The following is a 19174-nucleotide window of genomic DNA, read 5'->3' on the forward strand; positions in this document are numbered from 1 at the left end:
GTGGGTTCAGATGAAGACGCCGCAGGAGTACGAGCAGGCGTGGGAGACCTTCTGGCACGACGCGCCGGACGAGGCGGGCGGGGTGTTCTGGGACTCCGATCCGTCGCTGAGCGCGGGGCGGCACCAGTCGCACTTCACGCCCTGGTTCGACCCGGGGCTGCCGCTGGTCGACCTGGGCTGCGGCAACGGCACGCTGACCCGCTGGCTGGCCGGCCGCTACCCGCGGGTGCTCGGCGTCGACCTGGCCCGCGCAGCCGTCGAGCGGGCCGCCCGGGACGACCCGCGCGGGGTCGCGGAGTACCGACAGCTGGACGCGGGCGACCTCGCGGCGGCGGCCGGTCTGCACGCGGACCTCGGTGACATGAACGTGTACATGCGCGGGGTGCTGCACCAGTGCGAGCCGGCCGACCGGGCCCCGCTGGTGGCGGGCATAGCGGAGCTGCTCGGCGAGCGCGGCCGGGTCTTCGCCGCGGAGCTGGCGGAGGCGGCCAAGGGCGTGCTGATGGGACTGGCCACGGCTCCGCAGGGGCCGCCGGCGAAGCTGGGCGCGGTGCTCGGCCACGGCCTGGTGCCCGGCGACGTGGCGGACGCGGCCGTGCCGGGCTACTTCGCCGACGCCGGGCTCAAGGTCTTCGCGCGAGGGGAACAGGCGCTGGTGACGACGGAGTTCGACGCGGGCGGGAACGCGATCGAGCTGCCGGCGAACTGGCTGGTGGCGGGCCGGTCAGAGGTCTAGACAACTGAAGTTATCCACAGGCCGGGCCGGGCCCTGGCGGGTCCCGGCCGCCGCCGCGTAACGTGACCGGACATGAAGATCCTCATCTCCGCGGACATGGAAGGCGCGACCGGCGTGACCTGGCCCGCCGACGTGCTGCCAGGCCATGAGCAGTGGGAGCGCTGCCGCCCGCTGTTCACCTCGGACGTGAACGCGGCCATCGCCGGCTTCTTCGCCGGCGGCGTCGACGAGGTGCTGGTCAACGAGGCGCACTGGTCGATGCGCAACCTGCTGCTCGAACGGCTGGACGACCGGGCCGAGATGCTCACCGGCCGGCACAAGGACCTGTCCATGGTCGAGGGCGTCCAGCACGGTGACGTGGACGGCATCGCCTTCGTCGGCTACCACACCGGCGCCGGCACCGAGGGCGTGCTCGCCCACACCTACCTGGCCAACTCCATCACCGGCGTGTGGGTGAACGGGTCGCAGGCCAGCGAGGGCCGGCTCAACTCGCTGGTCGTCGCCGAGTACGGGGTGCCGGTCGTGCTGGTGACCGGTGACGACCGCACCGGCGCCGACGCCGGCACGTACGCGCCGCGGGCCCGCACCGTCGCGGTGAAGGACTACGTGTCCCGGTACGCGGCGGTGTGCCGTACTCCCGCGCGTACCGCCGCCGACATCCGGGCAGCAGCCGAGGAGGCGGCGAGCCTCGCGGTGCGGCACGAGCCCGTCGCGGCCGGGCCGTTCACCGTGGAGCTGGAGTTCGACGCGGTGCATCTGGCCGGGGCCGCCACGGTGGTGCCCGGCGTGGCGCACTCCGGGGAGCGGCGGGTGTCCTACACGCTGCCGACGATGTATGAGGCGATCAGGGCCTTCAAGGCCGTCACCACGCTCGTGTCGCAGGCAGTGGAGGAGCAGTATGGCTGAGCAGGGACGATCCCAGGGCGCCGGCATCACGGCCGGCGGTCCGGTGGTCGACGGACGGGCGCTGGACGAGGTGGTGCGCTTCACCTCCGAGCTGATCCGGATCGACACCACCAACCGGGGCGGCGGCGACGGCAACGAGCGGCCCGCCGCGGAGTACGTGGCCACGCAGCTGGCCGACGCGGGGATCGAACCGCTGGTGCTGGAGTCCGCGCCGCGCCGGGCCAACGTGGTGGCCAGGATTCCCGGCGCCGACCGGTCGGCCGACGCGCTGCTGCTGCACGGCCACCTGGACGTGGTGCCCGCCGAGGCCGCCGACTGGACCGTGCACCCGTTCTCCGGCGAGATCCGGGACGGCGTGGTGTGGGGCCGCGGCGCCATCGACATGAAGAACGCGCTGGCGATGACGCTGGCCACCGTCAGGGCCTGGGCGCGCGCCGGGCAGCGGCCGCCGCGGGACATCGTGCTCGCCTTCACCGCCGACGAGGAGGACAGCGCCGCCTACGGCGCCGGCTTCCTGGCCAAGAAGCACGCCGACCTCTTCGAGGGCTGCACCGAGGGCGTCAGCGAGTCCGGCGCCTACACCTTCCACGCGACGGACGACCTGCGGATCTACCCGGTCGGCGCGGGCGAGCGCGGCACCGCCTGGCTCAAGCTCACCGCCCACGGCAGGGCCGGCCACGGCTCGAAGGTCAACCACGACAACGCCGTCAGCCACCTCGCCGCCGCCATCACCAGGATCGGCGAGCACCGCTGGCCGGTCAGGATCACCGACACCGTGCGGTCGGCGATCACCGAACTCGCCGCGCTCTACGGGGTGCCGGCCGACCCCGCCGCGTTCGCCGACGTGGACGCGCTGATCGGCAGGCTCGGCACCGCCGCCACCTTCGTGGAGCCCACGATCCGCAACAGCGCCAACCCGACGATGCTGGACGCCGGCTACAAGGTCAACGTGATCCCCGGTACCGCCACCGCCTTCGTGGACGGGCGCACCCTGCCCGGCGGCGAGGCGGAGTTCGACGAGACCATCGACCGGCTCACCGGCCCGCACGTGGACTGGGAGTTCTATCACCGCGAGGTGGCACTCGAGGCCCCGGTGACCTCGCCGACGTTCGCCGCGATGAGCGAGGCGCTGCTGCACTTCGACCCGGGCGCGCACGTGGTGCCGTTCTGCATGTCGGGCGGCACCGACGCCAAGCACTTCTCCCGGCTCGGCATCACCGGCTACGGCTTCTCACCGCTCAAGCTGCCGCCCGGCTTCGACTACCAGGCGCTCTTCCACGGGGTCGACGAACACGTCCCGGTGGCGGCCCTGCACTTCGGCGTCCAGGTACTCGACCGGTTCCTGCGCGGAGAGGCGGCCCGCTGATGACCACCCCCGACCAGCGGCAGACCCCGCGGCACGGCGACTGGCCGTCGCCGATCGACGCCGCCACCGCCGTCGGCCACAGCGGCAGCCCCGACCACCTCAGCGTGATCGGCGACGAGCTGTGGTGGACCGCGCCGCGCCCCGCCGAGGCCGGCCGCCGGGCGCTGATCCGGCGCCGCCCCGACGGCACCGAGGAATGCCCGCTGCCCGCGCCCTGGAACGTGCGCAGCCGCGTCATCGAGTACGGCGGCACGCCCTGGGCCGGCGCCCTGTCCGACGGCAGCCCCCTGATCGTCTTCGCCCACTTCCTCGACCAGCGGCTCTACGCGTTCCGCCCCGACCAGCCCGAGGCCGAGCCGTATCCGCTGACCCCGCTGTCCGCGATCGGCGGCGGGCTGCGCTGGGCCGACCTCACCCTGCACACCGGGCGCGGCGAGGTCTGGGCGGTGCTGGAGGAGTTCACCGGCGAGGGCCAGGCCGACGTGCGCCGGGTGCCGGCCGCCGTGCCGCTCGACGGCTCGGCCGCCGACGACCGCGGCGCGGTGCGCGAACTGACCGACGCCACCCACCGCTTCGTCACCGGACCGCGGCTGTCGCCGGACGGCGGACAGGCGGTGTGGCTGGCCTGGGACCACCCGCGGATGCCGTGGGACGGCACTGAGTTGCGGATCGCGGGGGTGCCGGCCGGTGCCGGGGTCTTCGGCCCGGCCCGCACCCTGATCGGCGGCCCCGGGGAGGCCGTCGCCCAGGCCGAGTGGACCCCCGACGGCACCCTGCTGGCCGCCACCGACCGCACCGGCTGGTGGAACCTGCACCGGGTGGACCCGGCCACCGGGGAGGCGGTCGACATCTGCCCCCGGCAGGAGGAGTTCGCCGGCCCGCTGTGGAAGCTCGGGCAGCGCTGGTTCGCACCGCTGGAACACGGCCTGGTCGCCGTGCTGCACGGCGTCGGCGGCCAGCGGCTCGGCGTGCTGGACCCGCGGTCCGGCGAGGTCACCGACGCCCCCGGCCACTGGACCGAGTGGAGCGCCACCCTGGCCGTCACCGGCGCCCGGGTCGTCGGCGTCGCCGCGAGCGCCCGCACCGGCCACGAGGTCGTCGAACTCGACACCGCCACCGGCCGCACCCGGGTGGTCGGCAGCGCGCACCGCGACACCGTGCACGCCGACTACCTGCCCGAGGCCGCCGCCAGGACGTTCACCGGGCCCGGCGGACGTGAGGTCCACGCGCACATCTATCCGCCGCGCAACGCCCGGGTGCCCGGCGGCGGGGCGGCCGGCGAGCCTGCGCCTTACGTGATGTGGGTGCACGGCGGCCCGACCAGCAGGGCCGGGATGGTGCTCGACCTGGAGATCGCCTACTTCACCTCCCGCGGCATCGGCGTCGCCGAGGTCAACTACGGCGGCTCCACCGGCTACGGGCGCGCCTACCGGGACCGGCTGCGCGAGCAGTGGGGCGTGGTCGACGTGGAGGACTGCGCCGCCGTCGCCGAGGGGCTGGTCGCCGAGGGCGCCGCCGACCCGGCAAGGCTCGCGATCCGCGGCGGCAGCGCCGGCGGCTGGACCAGCGGGGCCGCGCTGACCAGCACCAGCACCTACGCCTGCGGCACCGTCATCTACCCGATCCTCGACCTGGTCGGCTGGTCGCCGTCCGGCGGCGAGACCCACGACTTCGAGTCGCAGTACCTGGAGTCGCTGATCGGTCCGCTGGCCGAGGTGCCGGAACGCTACCGGGACCGCTCGCCGGCCGAGCACGGCGACCGGATCAGCGTGCCGTTCGTCCTCCTCCAGGGCCTGGACGACGTGATCTGCCCGCCCGTGCAGTGCGAACGCTTCCTGGCCGCGGTGGCCGGGCGGGGCATCCCGCACGCGTATCTGACCTTCGAGGGGGAGGGCCACGGGTTCCGCCGGCTGGACACGATGGTCACCGCGCTGGAGGCCGAACTCTCGCTCTACGGGCAGGTGTTCGGGTTCGCGGCCGAGGGCGTCAAGCGGCTGGAGCTGCACACGTGACGGGTGGGCGGCCGTCGGGGGCCGCCGCCGGGCGGGGCGTGGGCGGGCAGGAGGAGGGCGCGGCCGGCTCCCGGCCGGGTGCGGTCGGCCTGGCGGTGCCCGCGCTGGAACGTCCCCGGCGGCTGGTTCCGGGGGACCGGATCGGGATCGTGGCGCCCAGCGGCCCGCTGCCGCGCGCGAGCCTCGACACCGGCCTGGACATCCTGCGCGGCTGGGGCCTGGAACCGGTGGTGGCCCCGCACGTGCTGGACGAGCACGGCGGCTATCTCGCGGGCCGCGACCAGGACCGCGCGACGGACCTCGTGCGGACCTGGTGCGACCAGTCGGTGGCCGCGGTGCTGTGCGCCCGCGGCGGGTACGGGGCGCAGCGGATGGTGGACCTGGTCGACTGGACGGCGATGCGGGCGGCCGGCCCGAAGGCGTTCATCGGCTACAGCGACATCACCGCCCTGCACGAGGCGTTCGCCGTACGGCTGGGCCAGGCCACCCTGCACGGCCCGATGGCGGCGGCCTCGACATTCCTGGACGACCAGGCCACCCAGGACCATCTGCGGCGCACCCTGTTCAGCCCCGAGGAGGTGCGGACGATCGGGTCGCCCACCGCCCGCACGCTGATCCCCGGCCGCGCGGCCGGCGTCACCCTCGGCGGCTGCGTCAGCCTGTTGGCCGCCGACCTGGGCACCCCGACCGCCCGGCGGTCCGCGGCCGGCGGCATCCTGCTGATCGAGGACACCGGCGAGGAGTCCTACCGGCTCGACCGCATCCTCACCCAACTGCTGCGCTCCGGCTGGCTCGACGGGGTCGCCGGGATCGCCCTCGGCTCGTGGCAGGGGTGCGGCCCGTACGAGGAGATCCGCGCGGTGCTCGTCGACCGGCTGGCGCCGCTCGGGGTGCCGATCGTGGAGGAACTCGGCTTCGGGCACAGCGACACCAACCTCACCGTTCCGCTGGGGATACCGGCGGTGCTCGACGCGGACGCGGCCACCCTGACGCTCGATCTGCCCGCGTTGAGCTGAGCTCGGGGCGGATGCGGCCGGACGCTCCGGGCCGGCGGATCTTACGGACCGCTGACACGCGGGGCGATCGGGGTCCCGGTGGCGCGGCGGCGCCGTAACGTCGGCGGCATGCTGGTACTCGTCACCGGAGGCGCGGGCTTCATCGGCTCGCACATCGTCTCCGCACTGCACGCCGCCGGGCACCACGTGCGCGTCCTGGACGCCCTGCTGCCCGCCGCCCACGGCCCCGAGGCGCTGCCGCCACCGCTGCCCGACGGGGTCGAGTGGCGGCACGCGGACGTCAGGGACCGGGCCGCGGTGGCCGAGGCGCTGCGCGGCGCGGACGCGGTGTGCCACCAGGCCGCGATGGTCGGCCTCGGCAAGGACTTCGCCGACGCGCCCGACTACGTGAGCTGCAACGACTCGGGGACGGCGGTGCTGCTCGCGGGCATGGCCGAGGCGGGTGTGCGGTCGCTGCTGCTCGCCGGGTCGATGGTGGTGTACGGCGAGGGCCGCTACGACTGCCCGCGGCACGGCACCGTGCGGCCAGGACCCCGGCAGGTCGCCGACCTCGACGCGGGACGCTTCGAACCGCCCTGCCCGCGGTGCGGCGAACCGCTGGAACCCGGCCTGGTCGACGAGGACGCGCCCACCGATCCGCGCAACGTCTACGCGGCGACCAAGCTCGCCCAGGAGCACCTTTCCGCCGCGTGGGCCCGCGCGACCGGCGGCCGGGCGACGGCCCTGCGCTACCACAACGTGTACGGCCCCGGGATGCCCCGCGACACCCCCTACGCCGGTGTCGCCGCACTCTTCCGCTCCGCGCTGGCCCGCGGTGAGGCGCCGGCCGTCTTCGAAGACGGCCGCCAGCGGCGGGACTTCATCCACGTCGAGGACATCGCCGCGGCCAACCTCGCCGCGCTCGCCGGCCTGGACGCCCGCCCGCCCGGCACGCTGCGCGCGTACAACGTGGCAACCGGCCACCCCCACACGGTGGGCGGCATGGCCACGGCCCTCGCCGCGGCCACCGCGGGCCCGGCCCCCCGGGTGACCGGCGAATACCGCCTGGGCGACGTCCGCCACATCACGGCCTCGGCGGCCCGCATCGCCCAAGACCTCGCCTGGACCCCCAAGGTCTCCTTCACGGAGGGCGTCACCACCTTCAGCACCTCCCCGCTGCGCGGCGCTTCCCCCTCCGTCCCCTGACCCTGGCTCCCCGGCGCGGGCCGGAAACTACCGCAAGCGCCTGGGCAGTCGGCCGCCCGCAGACGCGCTCTGGCTGATCGCGCAGTTCCCCGCGCCCCTGGGGTGGCCGGGGATCGTTGTGCCCGGGTGGGCTCGCGTCGCTGGGGGTGGCCGGGGGTCAGGATCGGGCGGCGGGGAGGACTACCTCGAAGCGGCAGCCGCCGGGGACGTTGCTGACCGCGGCGCGGCCGTGGTGGGCCTCTACGATGCCGCGGACGATCGCCAGGCCCAAGCCGGCCCCAGCGGGAGGCGTCCTCGCTCCCGTGCCGCGCCAACCCGTGTCGAACACGCGGGGGAGATCGTCCGCCGGGATGCCGCCGCAGCCGTCGGTGACCGAGAGGACGACCACGCCGGTCACCGTGTCGTGCCGGGCGGAGACCGCCACCGTGCCGTCCGCCGGGGTCCGGTGGATCGCGTTGGCCAGCAGGTTCGCCAGCACCCTGGTCATCTCCCGGCCGTCCACCTCGATCGGCACCTTCTCCACACCGTCGCCGACCAGCCGCACGCCGTGCTCCGCGGCGAGCGGGTTCGCCCCGGCTATCGCGTCACCGACCAGGTCGTACGCCGACATCCGCGCCGTGGTCAGCGCCAGCACACCCGCCTGGATCCTGGACAGCTCGAACAGGTCGCCGACCATCCCGCTCAGCCGGTCCACCTCCGCCCGTATCTGCCGGTGGTAGCGCGCGGGATCCTCCGCGATCCCGTCCTCAAGCGCCTCGGTCATCGCGCGCAACCCGGCCAGCGGGGTGCGCAGGTCATGCGAGATCCACGCCACCAGCTCCCGCCGCGAAGCCTCGAGCGCCCGCTCGCGCTCCCGCGAGTCGGCCAGCCGGGCACTGGTGGCGGCCAGCTCGCGGCCGAGGTCGGCCAGTTCCGCGGTCGGCGGCCCGGCCGGCGGGGCGAACGGGCCGCCGTCGCCGAACGCCCGGGTCGCCGCCGTGAGCGCCCGGCTGCCCGCCACCACCTGGCGCCCCAGCAGCAGCGCCACCGCCAGCGAGACGACCGCCGCTATCGCGCACACCGTCGTCACCACCCCGAGGTCGTGCTCCGACAGGAACATCGCCCACGCCACCGACAGCGTCCCGGCGAGCATCGCGCCCACCGTGACGGCAGCGATCACCGCGAGCGACACCGCCAGCGAGCGATTCCGCAGCAGCCGCAGCGCCACCGCGCCGAGCAGCCCGACCACCGCGGCGCCGACCGCCGCATAGGCGGCGATGAGCAGCACGTCACGCATCGTCGCCCACCCCCTCCGGCGCCGCGCCGGCCCCCGCACCGCCGTCCGGCCCCTCCGCGTCGAACCGGTAGCCGACCCCCCACACCGTGCTGATCAGCCGCGGCCTGGCCGGATCGTCCTCGACCTTCTCCCGCAGCCGCCTGACGTGCACGGTCACCGTGGACAGATCGCCGAACTCCCATCCCCACACCCGCCGCATCAGCTCCTCCCGCCCGAGCACCCGGCCGGGGTGCCGCAGGAAGAACGCGAGCAGGTCGAACTCCCGCACCGTCAGCAGGAGTTCGTCCGTGCCGCGGAGCGCCCGCCGGGCGGCAGGGTCGAGCGCGAGGCGGCCGGAGCGCAGCCACGGCCCCGGGGCCGGCGCGCTGCCGGCCCGGCGAAGCACCGACTCCACCCGCAGCACCAGCTCGCGCGGGCTGAACGGCTTCGTCACGTAGTCGTCGGCGCCCACCTCAAGCCCGAGGATCCGGTCGTCCTCGTCGCCACGCGCGGTGAGCATCACCACCGGCAGCGGCCCGTCCTCCCTGATCCGCCGGCACACCTCCAGACCGTCCATGCCCGGCAGCATCAGGTCGAGCACCACCAGGTCCGGCCGCGCCGCCGCGGCCCTGGCCACCGCGGACGGCCCGTCCGCTGCCCGTTCCACCGCGAATCCGGCCCGGTCGAGATAGCTCGCCACGACCTCGGCCACGGTCGGGTCGTCGTCCACGACGAGGACCCGCCGGCGGGCCTGGGCCTGCGCGGGCGGAACGGGAGCGGATGCGGTACTCATGCGGACGAGTCTGACATCCACCACTGACAGTGACCACGGGCCCGGACCCCGGAGCGGCGGACGTCCGCGTTTCGTAAGGACCTCATGCCCGGAATGCCGGTTTCCGGTCCGTAGGGTGATCGCGTGACCAAGCCATCGCCCGCTCTCGTGGACGTCGTCCTGCCCTGCCTCGACGAGGCCGCCGCCCTGCCCTGGGTGCTGGCCCGCATCCCGCCCGGCTGGCGGGCGATCGTGGTGGACAACGGCTCCACCGACGGCTCCGCGCGGATCGCCGCCGAGCTGGGCGCGCACGTCGTCGCCGAACCCGTGCGCGGCTTCGGCGCCGCCTGCCACGCCGGGCTGCTCGCCGCCACCGCGGACGTCGTCTGCTTCCTCGACTGCGACGGCTCACTCGACCCCCGGCTGCTGCCGCGCGTCGCCGACCCCGTACTGGCCGGCACCGCCGACCTGGTGATCGGCCGCCGCCGCCCCACCACGTTCCGCGCCTGGCCGCCGCACGCCCGGCTGGCCAACCTCCGGCTCGCCCAGTTGGTCCGCCGCCGCACCGGCCTCCCCTTGCGCGACCTCGGCCCGATGCGCGCCGCCCGCCGCACGGCGCTGCTCTCCCTGCCGCTGACCGACCGCCGCTCCGGCTACCCGCTCCAGATGGTCGTCAGCGCCGCCGACGCGTCCTGGAGCATCACCGAGACCGACATCCCCTACACCCCGCGCACGGGCCGCTCCAAGGTCACCGGCACCTGGCGCGGCACCTGGCACGCGGTCCAGGACATGACCGCCGTCCTCCAAACCCCACCACCCCCGCCGGCGCCCGACCCCCGGTTTCCTGCGGGGCGCGGGGAACTGCGCGATCAGCCGACCACTGGCGGGGGGTCCGGTGGCGGCCGCAGGTGGCTGGGTGTGCGGCTGACCCCTGGGCCCCGGCCCCCCCAGGGGCGCGGGGAACTGCGCGATCAGCCCCCACCGGCCGGCAGGTCCGGCGACCGTTCAGGCCGCTCGGCGGTCCGCCGATGACCGCCGCCGCTCACACGACCCTCCTGGTCATCGCCAAAGCCCCCGTCCCCGGCCGGGTCAAGACCCGGCTGACACCCCCGTACACCCCCGCCCAGGCCGCCGCCCTCGCCGAGGCCGCCCTCATCGACACGCTCGCCGCGGGCCTGCGGCTGCCCGCCGCCCGCCGCCTGCTCGTGCTCGACGGCGTCCCGGGGGACTGGACCCCGGCCGGATACGAGGTCGTGCCGCAGGCTGCCGGCGGGCTGGACGCCCGGCTGGCCGCGGCCTTCGGGCGATGTACCGGCCCCGCCCTCCTCGTCGGCATGGACACCCCGCAACTGGACGCCGACCTGCTCGCCCCGGTCTTCGGCCCAGGCGGCTGGGACGGCCGCGACGCGTGGTTCGGCCCGGCGGCCGACGGCGGTTTCTGGGCGCTCGGGCTGGCCGAGCCCGACCGCCCCGACCTGCTGCTCGGCGTCCCGATGTCCACGGCGAGCACCGGAGCCGTACAGCGCGCCCGGCTGACCGACGCGGGCCTGCGGGTCGCCGACCTGCCCCTCCTGCGTGACGTGGACACCGCCGCCGACGCCGCCGAGGTCGCGGCCCTCGCCCCGCACACCCTCTTCGCCAGGACCCTGCGCGAGACGGCGGAGCACCGCACGCTCGCTACCGGCGGAGCCGGCCGGTGAGCCTGGTCGCGAGGGACGCGCCACCGCTGGCCGGCGGCACCGCGGTCTGGGGCGGCGACCCGTACGCGCGGGCGATGGTCCGCGGCCGGGGCCCGCTCTACCTGCGGCGGGACGACGGATGGCTGCTGCCGCTCGAAGTCGAACGCTGGTGCGCGCCGCCCGACGAGGCCGACCGCACGCTGCTGGCCCGCTGCCGCGGGTCCGTCCTCGACATCGGGTGCGGACCAGGGCGCCTGGTGGCGGGCGCGGCCCGGGCCGGGGAGCCGGTGCTCGGCGTGGACGTCAGCCCGGCCGCGGTCGCCAGGACCAAGGGCACCGGGGCACCCGTCCTGTGCCGTTCGGTGTTCGACCGGCTGCCGGGGGAGGGCCGCTGGGGCACGGCACTGCTCGCCGACGGCAACATCGGCATCGGCGGCGACCCCGGCGCCCTGCTGCACCGGGTGAGCCAACTCCTCGCGCCCGGAGGCCGGTTGCTCGCCGAGGCGGCGCCGCACGAGGTCGACGAGCGGCTGAACGTCCGGGTCGAGGACGGCCGGGGCCGCCGCGGCCGCGACTTCCAGTGGGCCAGGCTCGGACCGGCCGCATTGCGCGCGGCGGCCCGGGCGGCCGGCTGGACGGTGACGGAGGAGTGGTCGGCGGCCGGCCGGCACTTCGCCACGCTCGTCCCCGTCCTGCTCCCGGCCCCGGCCGAACACAACTAGCGGGCCCCGCAAGCGAGTCGAGCCAGGCCCAAGAGCCGCACCGCGAGGGCTACTTCACGCCTCGGCTTCACGTCCCGGCGGCGGCGCCACCGCGCCGCCGCCGGCCGCGCCCCCGCGCACAGCAGCGCCGGCCCCAGCACCGTACCGACCGGGATCGCCCAGCCGCGCGGATAGCCCAGCGGCAGCACGGACGGGTTCGCGGCCCGGCCCGACCAGTACCGGGATCGCCACCACCGTCAGCCTGCCCGCCACCACGAACGGCCGGCGCAGCCGGGCGCGCCGGCCGGCGCCGAGCCCGAGGCCGAGCCGGGACCACGGCGGGCGCCACGATGCCGTCGTGCAGGATCGCCGCGCCGACCAGCCACTCCAGCACGCCGGACCGGTCCCGTACGTCCTGATTGGTCAGCGGCCACCCGCCGAACCCCGTCGACCCCTTACGGATCACGGACGTCGGCCCTTCGAACCCGCGCCGGCCTGCTGACGGATGCGAGCGTGTGGGCTGTGGGAATCCGTTCGATCACCGTCATCGCCCAGCGCCGGGCCGCCACCGGCCCTCAGGAGCCCGGGGCCCCCGGCAAGACCCCGGCACCGCCACCCCCGAAGGCCGAACCGCCCCGGAACCCCGGAGCCGCCGGGGAGACAGGGACACCCCGGGAGCCCGGGACACCACTAGCGACCGGTGCGCCCCCCGCGCCCGAAAATGCGGCCCGCCGCGCCCTCCCCGTACTGCTCCTCACCCTGCTCCTCGCCGGCCTGGTCACCGTCGTCATCGAGACCCTCGCCGTCGGCGGCGACTTCGGGCACGTGTACCGGCTGCCGTACTGGTACGCGGCCGGCTGGGCGCTGTTCGGCGCGGCGGTGCTCGTCGTACGCAAGGTGCCGCGCCGGGCTGCCTGCTGGCTGATCGTGGCCGGCAGCGTCGCGCTCGCGCTGGCCGGGCTGAGCACCGCGCCCCGCACCAGCGACGACATGTACCGCTACGCGTGGGACGGCAAGGTGCAGGCGGCCGGCTTCTCGCCGTACGCCTACCCGCCGGACGCCCCGCAGTTGGCGGGGCTGCGCGAGCCGTGGCTGTTCCCGCCTCGGTCCGACCCCGCCTCCCGGGCCGGCGGCGACGGCTGCCCCGGATGGGACCTGCGGCCGGTCTCGGCCACCACCTGCACCCGGATCAACCGGCCCACCGTGCACACCATCTACCCGCCGGTGGCCGAGGGCTGGTTCCTCGCCGTGCACGCGCTGTCGCCGTCGGGGTCCCGGTGGAAGCCGATGCAGGCCGGCGGCGCGCTCCTGGCCGTCGGCACCACCGGGGCGCTGCTGCTCGCGCTGCGCCGCCGCCGTGCCGACCCGCGCGGCGCCGCCGTGTGGGCGTGGTGCCCGATCGTGCCGATCGCGTCCGTCAACGACGCGCATGTGGACACCCTCGGCGTGCTGCTCACCGTCCTCGCGTTCGGTCTGACCGCGGGACGGGCCCGGCGCGGCGCGCTGCTCGGCGCCGCCATCGCGGTGAAGCTGCTGCCGGTACTGGCGATGCCGGCCGCCCTCGCCCGGCGCGCGCCGCGCGAATGGCCGAGAATCGTGCTGCCCGCCGTCGCCGTGATCGTGCTGGCGTACCTGCCGTACGTGCTGCGCTCCGGTTCCGGTGTGCTCGGATATCTGCCGGGCTATCTGCAGGAGGAGGGCTATGAGGCGGGCAGCGTACGCCGGTTCGCCCTGTTGCGGCTGGTGCTTCCGGACGGCGCGGCCGGGCCGGCCGCCATGCTGTCGATACTGGCCGTCGCCGGGTACGTGCTGCTGCGCGGTGACCGGCGGCGGCCGTGGGGCGGGGCGCTGCTGGTCACCGGGAGCGCGCTGCTGCTGACCTCTCCGGCGTACTACTGGTACGCCCTGATCGTGGTCGCGCTGGTGGCACTCGACGGCCGCTGGGAGTGGCTGGGAGTACCGCTCGCCGGGCTCGCCGTCTACACCGGCAGCCGCACGGAACTGGACGCCGACACGCTCCAGACGGTCGCCTACGGCATCGCCGCGGCCCTGGTGATCGCGGGCGCGCTGGTCCGCGGGAACAGAATCGGTAGCACCGTTGACACCCCGCCGGAGCCCGTGCCGTACTGACTGGATTGAATCGATATCGACTCGATGTCGTAATGCGGTCGCGGCCATCACGCGCTTCGGCTCCAGGGGGATTGCGGTGACGGGAGAGCGGTATCCGACGACGGCGGAAGTCGTCACGGGGGCAAGGGAACTGACGCTGCGCTATCCGGACCTCTGCCATCTGGGGGTGGTCGGCAGATCGCGGGCGGGGCGGCCGCTGCTGATGCTGACGGTCGGCAACGGCTCGCGAAACGTCCTGGTGGTGGCCGGTCCGCACGCCAACGAGGCGGCCGTCGGCGGCGCCACGGTGCTGCGGCTCGCGGCCCTGATCGCCGCCACCCGGCAGCGCGGCGAGGACGACGGCAGCGCCTGGCACTTCCTGCTGTGCATCGACCCGGACGGAGCCGTGCTCAACGAGCCCTGGCTGCACGGACCTTACACGCTGCGCAGCCACTACGAGCACTTCTTCCGGCCATGCGCCGCCGAGCAGCCGGAGTGGCTGCCGCACAGCGGCGAGGCCGAGGCGGCGGCGCTGCCGGAGACCCGCGCGCTGGTCGGGGTGCTCGACTGGCTGCGGCCGGTGCTCCAGTGCTCGCTGCACGGCATCGACGTCGGCGGCAGCTTCGTCCAGCTCACCAGCGAGGTGCCGGGGGTGCCGGAGCGGATCAGCAAGTCCGCGGCCGAGCTGGACATCCCGCTGGAGCGCGGCTCGTCCGACGCCTTCCAGTGGCCGAGCCCGGGGCCCGGGGTCTACGTGATGCCGCCGCCGGACGACGAGGTCGCGGTCGGCGACGGCGCGCACTCCACCTGGGCGCATGCCAGGCGCTACGGGGTGACGGCGATCGTCGAGGTGCCCATGTGGGCCTGCGACCGCGCCGCCGACACCAGCCCGCACCCCGATCCCGAGCAGGCGCTGCGGATCGCCGGGGCCGCGCTGCGCCGCGATCTGCCGCTGGTGGCCGAGGTGTTACGGGCCATCGCCCCGCAACTGGGCGGCGGCGACTGCGCGCTGCTGCGCACGGTGCGCGAACTCGTCGCGCTCGGGCCGCGGCTGACCGCAGACTGGGACCCGGCGGTACGGGCCCTGGACGCGGCCCCGCTGCCGCCGATGACCAACGCCCGGGTCACCAGCATCGAGGTCTACGCCCAGCGGGTCCCGCTGCGCGCCGCGGCCATGCTGCGCAGGATCGCCGACGTGCCGCTGGTGGCCCGGCTGGTGGACGAGTGGTGCGCCGCCTACGAGCGCGCCTACAGCCCGCGCTGGATACCGGTCGCCGACCAGGTCGAGCAGCAGGCCCGCAGCGTGATCGCGGTCTACGAGGAGATGCACGTGTGACGGACACCTGCGTGCGGATCGTTCACCCGTTGGGAGGAGCCCGCGGCCGTGCCGCACGCGGAACCGGCCGCGGACGCCGATCATGAACGCACGGGGTGACCGCCAGGGGTGACCGCAGCGCCGAGCCGCCGTCGCGGCCCGGCCGAGCCGAGAGCAGGTGCGCGCGATGAGCTCCGACAAGACGACGTCCAAGGCGACGACGAGCGAACGGAGCATGAGCGCGCTGCTGACGCCGGCCCGGATCGTCGTCGCGGTGCTCGGCGTGCTGGCGCTGGTCTTCATCTTCGAGAACACCCGGCGGATCAAGATCCGGCTGCTGATCCCCGAGGTGACGATGCCGCTGTGGGCGGCGCTGCTCCTCACCTTCCTCATCGGCGGCCTGTGCGGGCTGTTCGCCCGCCGCAGCAGGCGGCGCAGCGCGCGGTAGATCCTTAGACCTGAGGAGGACGGGTCCGGCTCAGCCGGCCGGCGGGACCAGCGGCTTGCCGAGGCACCTGCTCAGCTCCTCGTGCCGGTAGATGCCGAACTTCGTCACCGGCAGATAGCCCGACGAGGTGTAGAGGGCGATGGCCTCGGGCTGCTTCGTACCGGTCTCCAGCACCATCCGGCGGCGGCCGGCCGCCGCCGCGCTCAGCTCGAGTTCCGCCAGGATCGCGCGGGCGATCCCGCGCCCGCGCGCCGCGGGCAGGACGAACATCCGCTTGATCTCCGCGTCGCCGTCCTCGTGCCCCTCGGGCGAGGCGTCCTGCGCCCGCCAGCCGCCGCTGGCCACCGCTTCGCCGTGCTCGTCGTAGGCGAGCAGGTACAGCCCGTTGGGCGGGTCGAAATGGGTCGGGTGCATCGGGGTGGCGTCGCCCTCGTCGCCGTACCGCAGCATGTACTCCTGCTGCACCAGGCCGTCCAGCTTCATCGCGTCGGGGTCGTCGTACCGAACCGTTCTGATCTCCACCCCGCCATCGTACTGGCGTACGGTACGGGACCTGTCCGAGGTCCCGGGTATCGTCCTGGGATGCTCACCGTCGCATCTGTCAACGTCAACGGGCTGCGCGCCGCCACGAGGAAGGGCTTCCTGCCCTGGCTGGAGGCCACGGCCGCGGATGTGGTCTGCCTCCAGGAGGTGCGCGCCGAGCCCGACCAGCTGCCGGCCGCGCTGCGTGATCCCGAGGGCTGGCACGCCTACCACGCCCCCGCCACCGCCAAGGGCCGCGCCGGGGTGTCCGTGCTCACCCGGCAGCAGCCGGCGGCGGTCAGGGTCGGCTTCGGCTCCGCCGGTTTCGACGGCTCGGGCCGCTACCTGGAGGTCGATCTGCCGTCCTCCGGCGGCGGGCTCACCGTCGGCAGCCTCTACCTGCCCTCCGGGGAGGTCGGCACCGAGCGGCAGACGGAGAAGTTCCAGTTCATGAAGGAGTTCTTCGTCCACCTCGAAGCGCTGCGCGACCGCGCCGCCGCGGCCGGCGGCCACGCCGTGGTCTGCGGCGACTGGAACATCGCCCACCGGCAGACCGACATCAGGAACTGGCGCGGCAACCAGAAGTCGGCCGGCTTCCTGCCCGAGGAGCGCGCCTGGCTCACCGAGGTCTACGGCTCCGGCTGGACCGACATCGTGCGCGAGCTGCACCCCGAGGGCGACGGCCCCTATACGTGGTGGTCCTACCGCGGCAAGGCGTTCGACAACGACTCCGGCTGGCGGATCGACCACCAGGTGGCGACCGGCGCCCTCGCCGCGGCGGCGACCTCGGCGGTCGTGGAGCGCGCCGCCTCGTACGAGCTGCGCTGGAGCGACCACGCGCCGGTGACGGTGACGTACGACGTGTGAGGCGGGCACCCCTCACCTGTCGCCGGGCGGACGAACGGTTCGTTTACCCCCTTACCGGACCCGTTCGCCGTTTCGCGGAACGCGCTGCCGCCGGAACCGATGAGTTCGCGCCGCGCCGCCGGTCTCCCCTGTGACCGTTACGAGGAGAGGGCCGGCCGATGACCGAACTGACAGACGTCCTGCGACGCCATGTGATCACCGCGGAGCCGGGGACGCCGGCCGCGCCCGGAGCGGTGGCACTGGTGGCGCGCGGCGACCGGGTCGAGGTGGCGGCCGTCGGCACCCGCGAGGCCGGCGGCGGCGCCCCGATGCGGCGGGACTCGATCTTCCGGATCGCCTCGATCGGCAAGCCGCTCACCGCCGCCGCGGTCATGATGCTCGTTGACGACGGCCTCATCGCCCTGGACGACGAGGTCAGACGCTGGCTGCCGGAACTGGCCGCGCCCATGGTCGTCCGGCTGCCGGATTCGGCCGTGGACGACGTGGTGCCCGCCGACCGGCCGATCACCGTCGAGGACCTGCTCACCTTCAGGGCCGGGTACGGCTTCCCGTCCGACTTCTCGCTGCCCGCGGTCCAACCGCTGTTCAGCGAGCTGAAGCAGGGCCCGCCGATGCCGCAGACACTGCCGGGGCCGGACGAGTGGATGGCGACGCTGTCGTGCATCCCCATGCTGGGCCAACCCGGCGAGTTCTGGCTGTACAACACCTGCTCCGACATCCAGGGCGTGCTGGTCGCCCGGGTCACCGGACGCTCCTTCCCCGACTTCCTCGCCGAGCGGCTGTTCGGGCCGCTGGGGATGGCGGACACCGGGTTCCACGTCCCGGCTGCCGAGTTCGACCGCTTCACCAGCTTCTACCGGCCTGACCCCGCTGAGGAGTCCGGCATGCGGCTCGTCGACGCCCCCGGCGGGCAGTGGTCGAGCGCGCCCGCGTTCCCGTCCGGCTCCGGCGGCATGGTCTCCACCGTCGACGACTGGTACGCCTTCGCCCGGATGCTGCTCGCCGGCGGCACGTTCGGCGGGCGCCGGCTGCTCAGCGCCGACTCCGTACGGCTGATGAGCACCGACCACCTCACCGCTCAGCAGCGCGCGGCAGGCACCCTGTTCCTGTCCGGCCAGGGCTGGGGCTTCGGCGGCTCGGTCGACGTCAACGCGACCGACCCGTGGACCACCCCCGGCCGCTACGGCTGGGTCGGCGGCTCCGGCACCACGGCGCACATCGACCCCGCCACCGGTATGACCGCGATCATGCTCACCCAGCTGGAGATGTCGGGGCCGGTCCCCGCCACCCCGATGCACGAGTTCTGGAAGTACGCGGCCTCCGCCACCGCGAAGGCGGCCGCCGGCACCGCAAAAACGGCCTCCGGCACCACGGAACCCGCCTCCGCCACCACAGAAACGGCTGACCGATCATGACGACCTTCGTTCTCGTTCCCGGCGCCGACGGCACCGCCTGGTACTGGCACCTGCTCGTACCGGAGTTGCGGGCCCACGGGCACCGGGCCGTCACCCCCGACCTGCCCTCCGAGGAGGGCGCGGGGCTCGTGGACTTCGCCGACGCCGTCGTGGCCGCGGTCGAGGCGAGTCCGCCGGACGCCGGCGATCCGCTGGTGGTGGTCGCGCAGTCGCTCGGCGGCTTCTCCGCGCCGCTGGTCTGCGACCGGCTGCCCGTCGAGGAGATCGTGCTGCTCAACGCGATGGTGCCGGTGCACGGCGAGAGCGCGGGGGAGTGGTGGGTCAACACCGGCCAGGCCGCCGCCAGATCGGCGTACGCGGAGGAGATCGGACGCGGCCCCGACCCCGAGTTCGACCCGCTCGCCGAGTTCTTCCACGACGTGCCGCCCGAGGTGGCCGAGCAGGCGATGGCGGCCGAGCCCCGGCCGGTGCCGTCCACGTTCTTCGCCGACCCGTGGCCGCTCGAACGCTGGCCCGCGGTGCCCACCCGCTTCCTCCAGGGCCGCGAAGACCGGCTCTTCCCGCTGGAGTTCCAGCGGCGCGTGGTGCGCGAGCGGCTGGGCATCGAGGTCGAGGAGATCCCCGGTGGCCATGTGCCGGCCCTCGGGCATCCCAAGGAGTTGGCCGCCGCGCTGCTCAGGTCCTGAGCCGGCGGCAGGGGCCGGCCGGTCGCGCGGTGCCGGCCGGTGCCGGCCGGTGCCGGCCGCCCACGTCTGCCCGCCCGGCCGGTACGACACCAGCGCGCCGCACCGGCGCAAAGGTGAGTCGGCGGACTAATCGGGCGGTTGGCGACCCCGGTGTCGGGGAGCGGGGGAGGCTTGGGAGGATTGT

The 19174-nt window shown here is 74.8% G+C and carries 17 protein-coding genes and 1 pseudogene; 15 read left to right on the forward strand and 3 right to left on the reverse strand.

What is annotated here, in order from left to right; translation table 11 throughout:
* Positions 1–10: 10 nt before the first annotated feature.
* The 6 genes from ACQPW6_RS34105 (at position 11) to ACQPW6_RS34130 (ending at position 7221) form a co-directional block, all read left to right on the forward strand.
* On the forward strand, positions 11–736 hold the full coding sequence (locus ACQPW6_RS34105) for a methyltransferase domain-containing protein (RefSeq protein ID WP_433893578.1): 726 nt from the start codon (positions 11–13) through the stop codon (positions 734–736).
* 72 nt (positions 737–808) lie between these two features.
* Positions 809–1642 carry a M55 family metallopeptidase gene (locus ACQPW6_RS34110; RefSeq protein ID WP_433893579.1) on the forward strand — a complete coding sequence of 278 codons (834 nt, stop codon included), beginning with the start codon at positions 809–811 and terminating at the stop codon, positions 1640–1642.
* A complete protein-coding gene (locus tag ACQPW6_RS34115) occupies positions 1635–3008 on the forward strand; it encodes a M20/M25/M40 family metallo-hydrolase (RefSeq protein WP_433893580.1) in 1374 nt (457 codons plus the stop codon). Before ACQPW6_RS34110 ends, ACQPW6_RS34115 begins: the two co-directional genes overlap by 8 nt.
* On the forward strand, positions 3008–5020 hold the full coding sequence (locus ACQPW6_RS34120) for a prolyl oligopeptidase family serine peptidase (RefSeq protein ID WP_433893581.1): 2013 nt from the start codon (positions 3008–3010) through the stop codon (positions 5018–5020). Before ACQPW6_RS34115 ends, ACQPW6_RS34120 begins: the two co-directional genes overlap by 1 nt.
* 95 nt (positions 5021–5115) lie before the next feature.
* Complete coding sequence (locus ACQPW6_RS34125) at positions 5116–6036, forward strand: S66 peptidase family protein (RefSeq protein ID WP_433894751.1); 921 nt, start codon at positions 5116–5118, stop codon at positions 6034–6036.
* Positions 6037–6144: 108 nt separating this feature from the next.
* Positions 6145–7221, forward strand: a complete 1077-nt coding sequence (locus ACQPW6_RS34130) for an NAD-dependent epimerase/dehydratase family protein (RefSeq protein ID WP_433893582.1) — start codon at positions 6145–6147, stop codon at positions 7219–7221.
* Positions 7222–7378: 157 nt separating this feature from the next.
* Here the strand turns inward: ACQPW6_RS34130 and ACQPW6_RS34135 are convergent, their stop codons facing one another.
* Together ACQPW6_RS34135 and ACQPW6_RS34140 are read right to left on the reverse strand one after the other, a co-directional pair.
* Positions 7379–8497, reverse strand: a complete 1119-nt coding sequence (locus ACQPW6_RS34135; protein WP_433893583.1) for a sensor histidine kinase — start codon at positions 8495–8497, stop codon at positions 7379–7381.
* Positions 8490–9269, reverse strand: a complete 780-nt coding sequence (locus ACQPW6_RS34140; RefSeq protein ID WP_433893584.1) for a response regulator transcription factor — start codon at positions 9267–9269, stop codon at positions 8490–8492. Before ACQPW6_RS34140 ends, ACQPW6_RS34135 begins: the two co-directional genes overlap by 8 nt.
* Positions 9270–9416: 147 nt before the next feature.
* On the opposite strand from ACQPW6_RS34140, the pseudogene ACQPW6_RS34145 reads away from it, so the two are divergent.
* From ACQPW6_RS34145 to ACQPW6_RS34170, 6 genes and pseudogenes are all read left to right on the forward strand, one after another.
* Positions 9417–10106 (forward strand): annotated as a pseudogene (locus tag ACQPW6_RS34145) (glycosyltransferase family 2 protein); the annotation flags it as partial.
* A 170-nt stretch (positions 10107–10276) separates the two neighbouring features.
* Complete coding sequence (locus ACQPW6_RS34150) at positions 10277–10948, forward strand: TIGR04282 family arsenosugar biosynthesis glycosyltransferase (RefSeq protein WP_433893585.1); 672 nt, start codon at positions 10277–10279, stop codon at positions 10946–10948.
* A complete protein-coding gene (locus ACQPW6_RS34155) occupies positions 10945–11649 on the forward strand; it encodes a methyltransferase domain-containing protein (protein WP_433893586.1) in 705 nt (234 codons plus the stop codon). The genes ACQPW6_RS34150 and ACQPW6_RS34155 overlap by 4 nt, the downstream gene beginning before the upstream one ends.
* Before the next feature lie 501 nt (positions 11650–12150).
* On the forward strand, positions 12151–13758 hold the full coding sequence (locus ACQPW6_RS34160) for a glycosyltransferase 87 family protein (RefSeq protein WP_433893587.1): 1608 nt from the start codon (positions 12151–12153) through the stop codon (positions 13756–13758).
* 76 nt (positions 13759–13834) lie between these two features.
* On the forward strand, positions 13835–15073 hold the full coding sequence (locus ACQPW6_RS34165; protein WP_433893588.1) for a M14 family zinc carboxypeptidase: 1239 nt from the start codon (positions 13835–13837) through the stop codon (positions 15071–15073).
* Between the two features lie 166 nt (positions 15074–15239).
* The gene (locus ACQPW6_RS34170; RefSeq protein ID WP_433893589.1) at positions 15240–15500 is read left to right on the forward strand and encodes a DUF1049 domain-containing protein; all 261 of its coding nucleotides are present in this window, start codon (positions 15240–15242) and stop codon (positions 15498–15500) included.
* Positions 15501–15530: 30 nt separating this feature from the next.
* Here the strand turns inward: ACQPW6_RS34170 and ACQPW6_RS34175 are convergent, their stop codons facing one another.
* A complete protein-coding gene (locus ACQPW6_RS34175; RefSeq protein ID WP_433893590.1) occupies positions 15531–16022 on the reverse strand; it encodes a GNAT family N-acetyltransferase in 492 nt (163 codons plus the stop codon).
* A gap of 60 nt (positions 16023–16082) precedes the next feature.
* On the opposite strand from ACQPW6_RS34175, the gene ACQPW6_RS34180 reads away from it, so the two are divergent.
* The 3 genes from ACQPW6_RS34180 (at position 16083) to ACQPW6_RS34190 (ending at position 18990) form a co-directional block, all read left to right on the forward strand.
* Positions 16083–16889, forward strand: a complete 807-nt coding sequence (locus ACQPW6_RS34180) for an exodeoxyribonuclease III (protein WP_433893591.1) — start codon at positions 16083–16085, stop codon at positions 16887–16889.
* A 158-nt stretch (positions 16890–17047) separates the two neighbouring features.
* Positions 17048–18304: a serine hydrolase domain-containing protein gene (locus ACQPW6_RS34185; RefSeq protein WP_433893592.1), complete on the forward strand. Its 1257-nt coding sequence runs from the start codon at positions 17048–17050 to the stop codon at positions 18302–18304.
* On the forward strand, positions 18301–18990 hold the full coding sequence (locus ACQPW6_RS34190; RefSeq protein ID WP_433893593.1) for an alpha/beta fold hydrolase: 690 nt from the start codon (positions 18301–18303) through the stop codon (positions 18988–18990). The genes ACQPW6_RS34185 and ACQPW6_RS34190 overlap by 4 nt, the downstream gene beginning before the upstream one ends.
* Positions 18991–19174 lie beyond the last annotated feature (184 nt).

Origin of the sequence: Streptomyces sp. CA-111067, assembly GCF_050956065.1 — a bacterium.
Classification (GTDB): domain Bacteria; phylum Actinomycetota; class Actinomycetes; order Streptomycetales; family Streptomycetaceae; genus Actinacidiphila.

Bases quoted from the DNA above. Each gene is read 5' to 3' on its own strand.
- ACQPW6_RS34170 (WP_433893589.1), top strand. From the start codon at position 15,240: ATGAGCTCCGACAAGACGACGTCCAAGGCGACGACGAGCGAACGGAGC.
- ACQPW6_RS34185 (WP_433893592.1), top strand. From the start codon at position 17,048: ATGACCGAACTGACAGACGTCCTGCGACGCCATGTGATCACCGCGGAG.
- ACQPW6_RS34140 (WP_433893584.1), bottom strand. From the start codon at position 9,269: ATGAGTACCGCATCCGCTCCCGTTCCGCCCGCGCAGGCCCAGGCCCGC.
- ACQPW6_RS34115 (WP_433893580.1), top strand. From the start codon at position 1,635: ATGGCTGAGCAGGGACGATCCCAGGGCGCCGGCATCACGGCCGGCGGT.
- ACQPW6_RS34150 (WP_433893585.1), top strand. From the start codon at position 10,277: ATGACCGCCGCCGCTCACACGACCCTCCTGGTCATCGCCAAAGCCCCC.
- ACQPW6_RS34130 (WP_433893582.1), top strand. From the start codon at position 6,145: ATGCTGGTACTCGTCACCGGAGGCGCGGGCTTCATCGGCTCGCACATC.
- ACQPW6_RS34190 (WP_433893593.1), top strand. From the start codon at position 18,301: ATGACGACCTTCGTTCTCGTTCCCGGCGCCGACGGCACCGCCTGGTAC.
- ACQPW6_RS34120 (WP_433893581.1), top strand. From the start codon at position 3,008: ATGACCACCCCCGACCAGCGGCAGACCCCGCGGCACGGCGACTGGCCG.
- ACQPW6_RS34105 (WP_433893578.1), top strand. From the start codon at position 11: ATGAAGACGCCGCAGGAGTACGAGCAGGCGTGGGAGACCTTCTGGCAC.
- ACQPW6_RS34180 (WP_433893591.1), top strand. From the start codon at position 16,083: ATGCTCACCGTCGCATCTGTCAACGTCAACGGGCTGCGCGCCGCCACG.
- ACQPW6_RS34135 (WP_433893583.1), bottom strand. From the start codon at position 8,497: ATGCGTGACGTGCTGCTCATCGCCGCCTATGCGGCGGTCGGCGCCGCG.
- ACQPW6_RS34110 (WP_433893579.1), top strand. From the start codon at position 809: ATGAAGATCCTCATCTCCGCGGACATGGAAGGCGCGACCGGCGTGACC.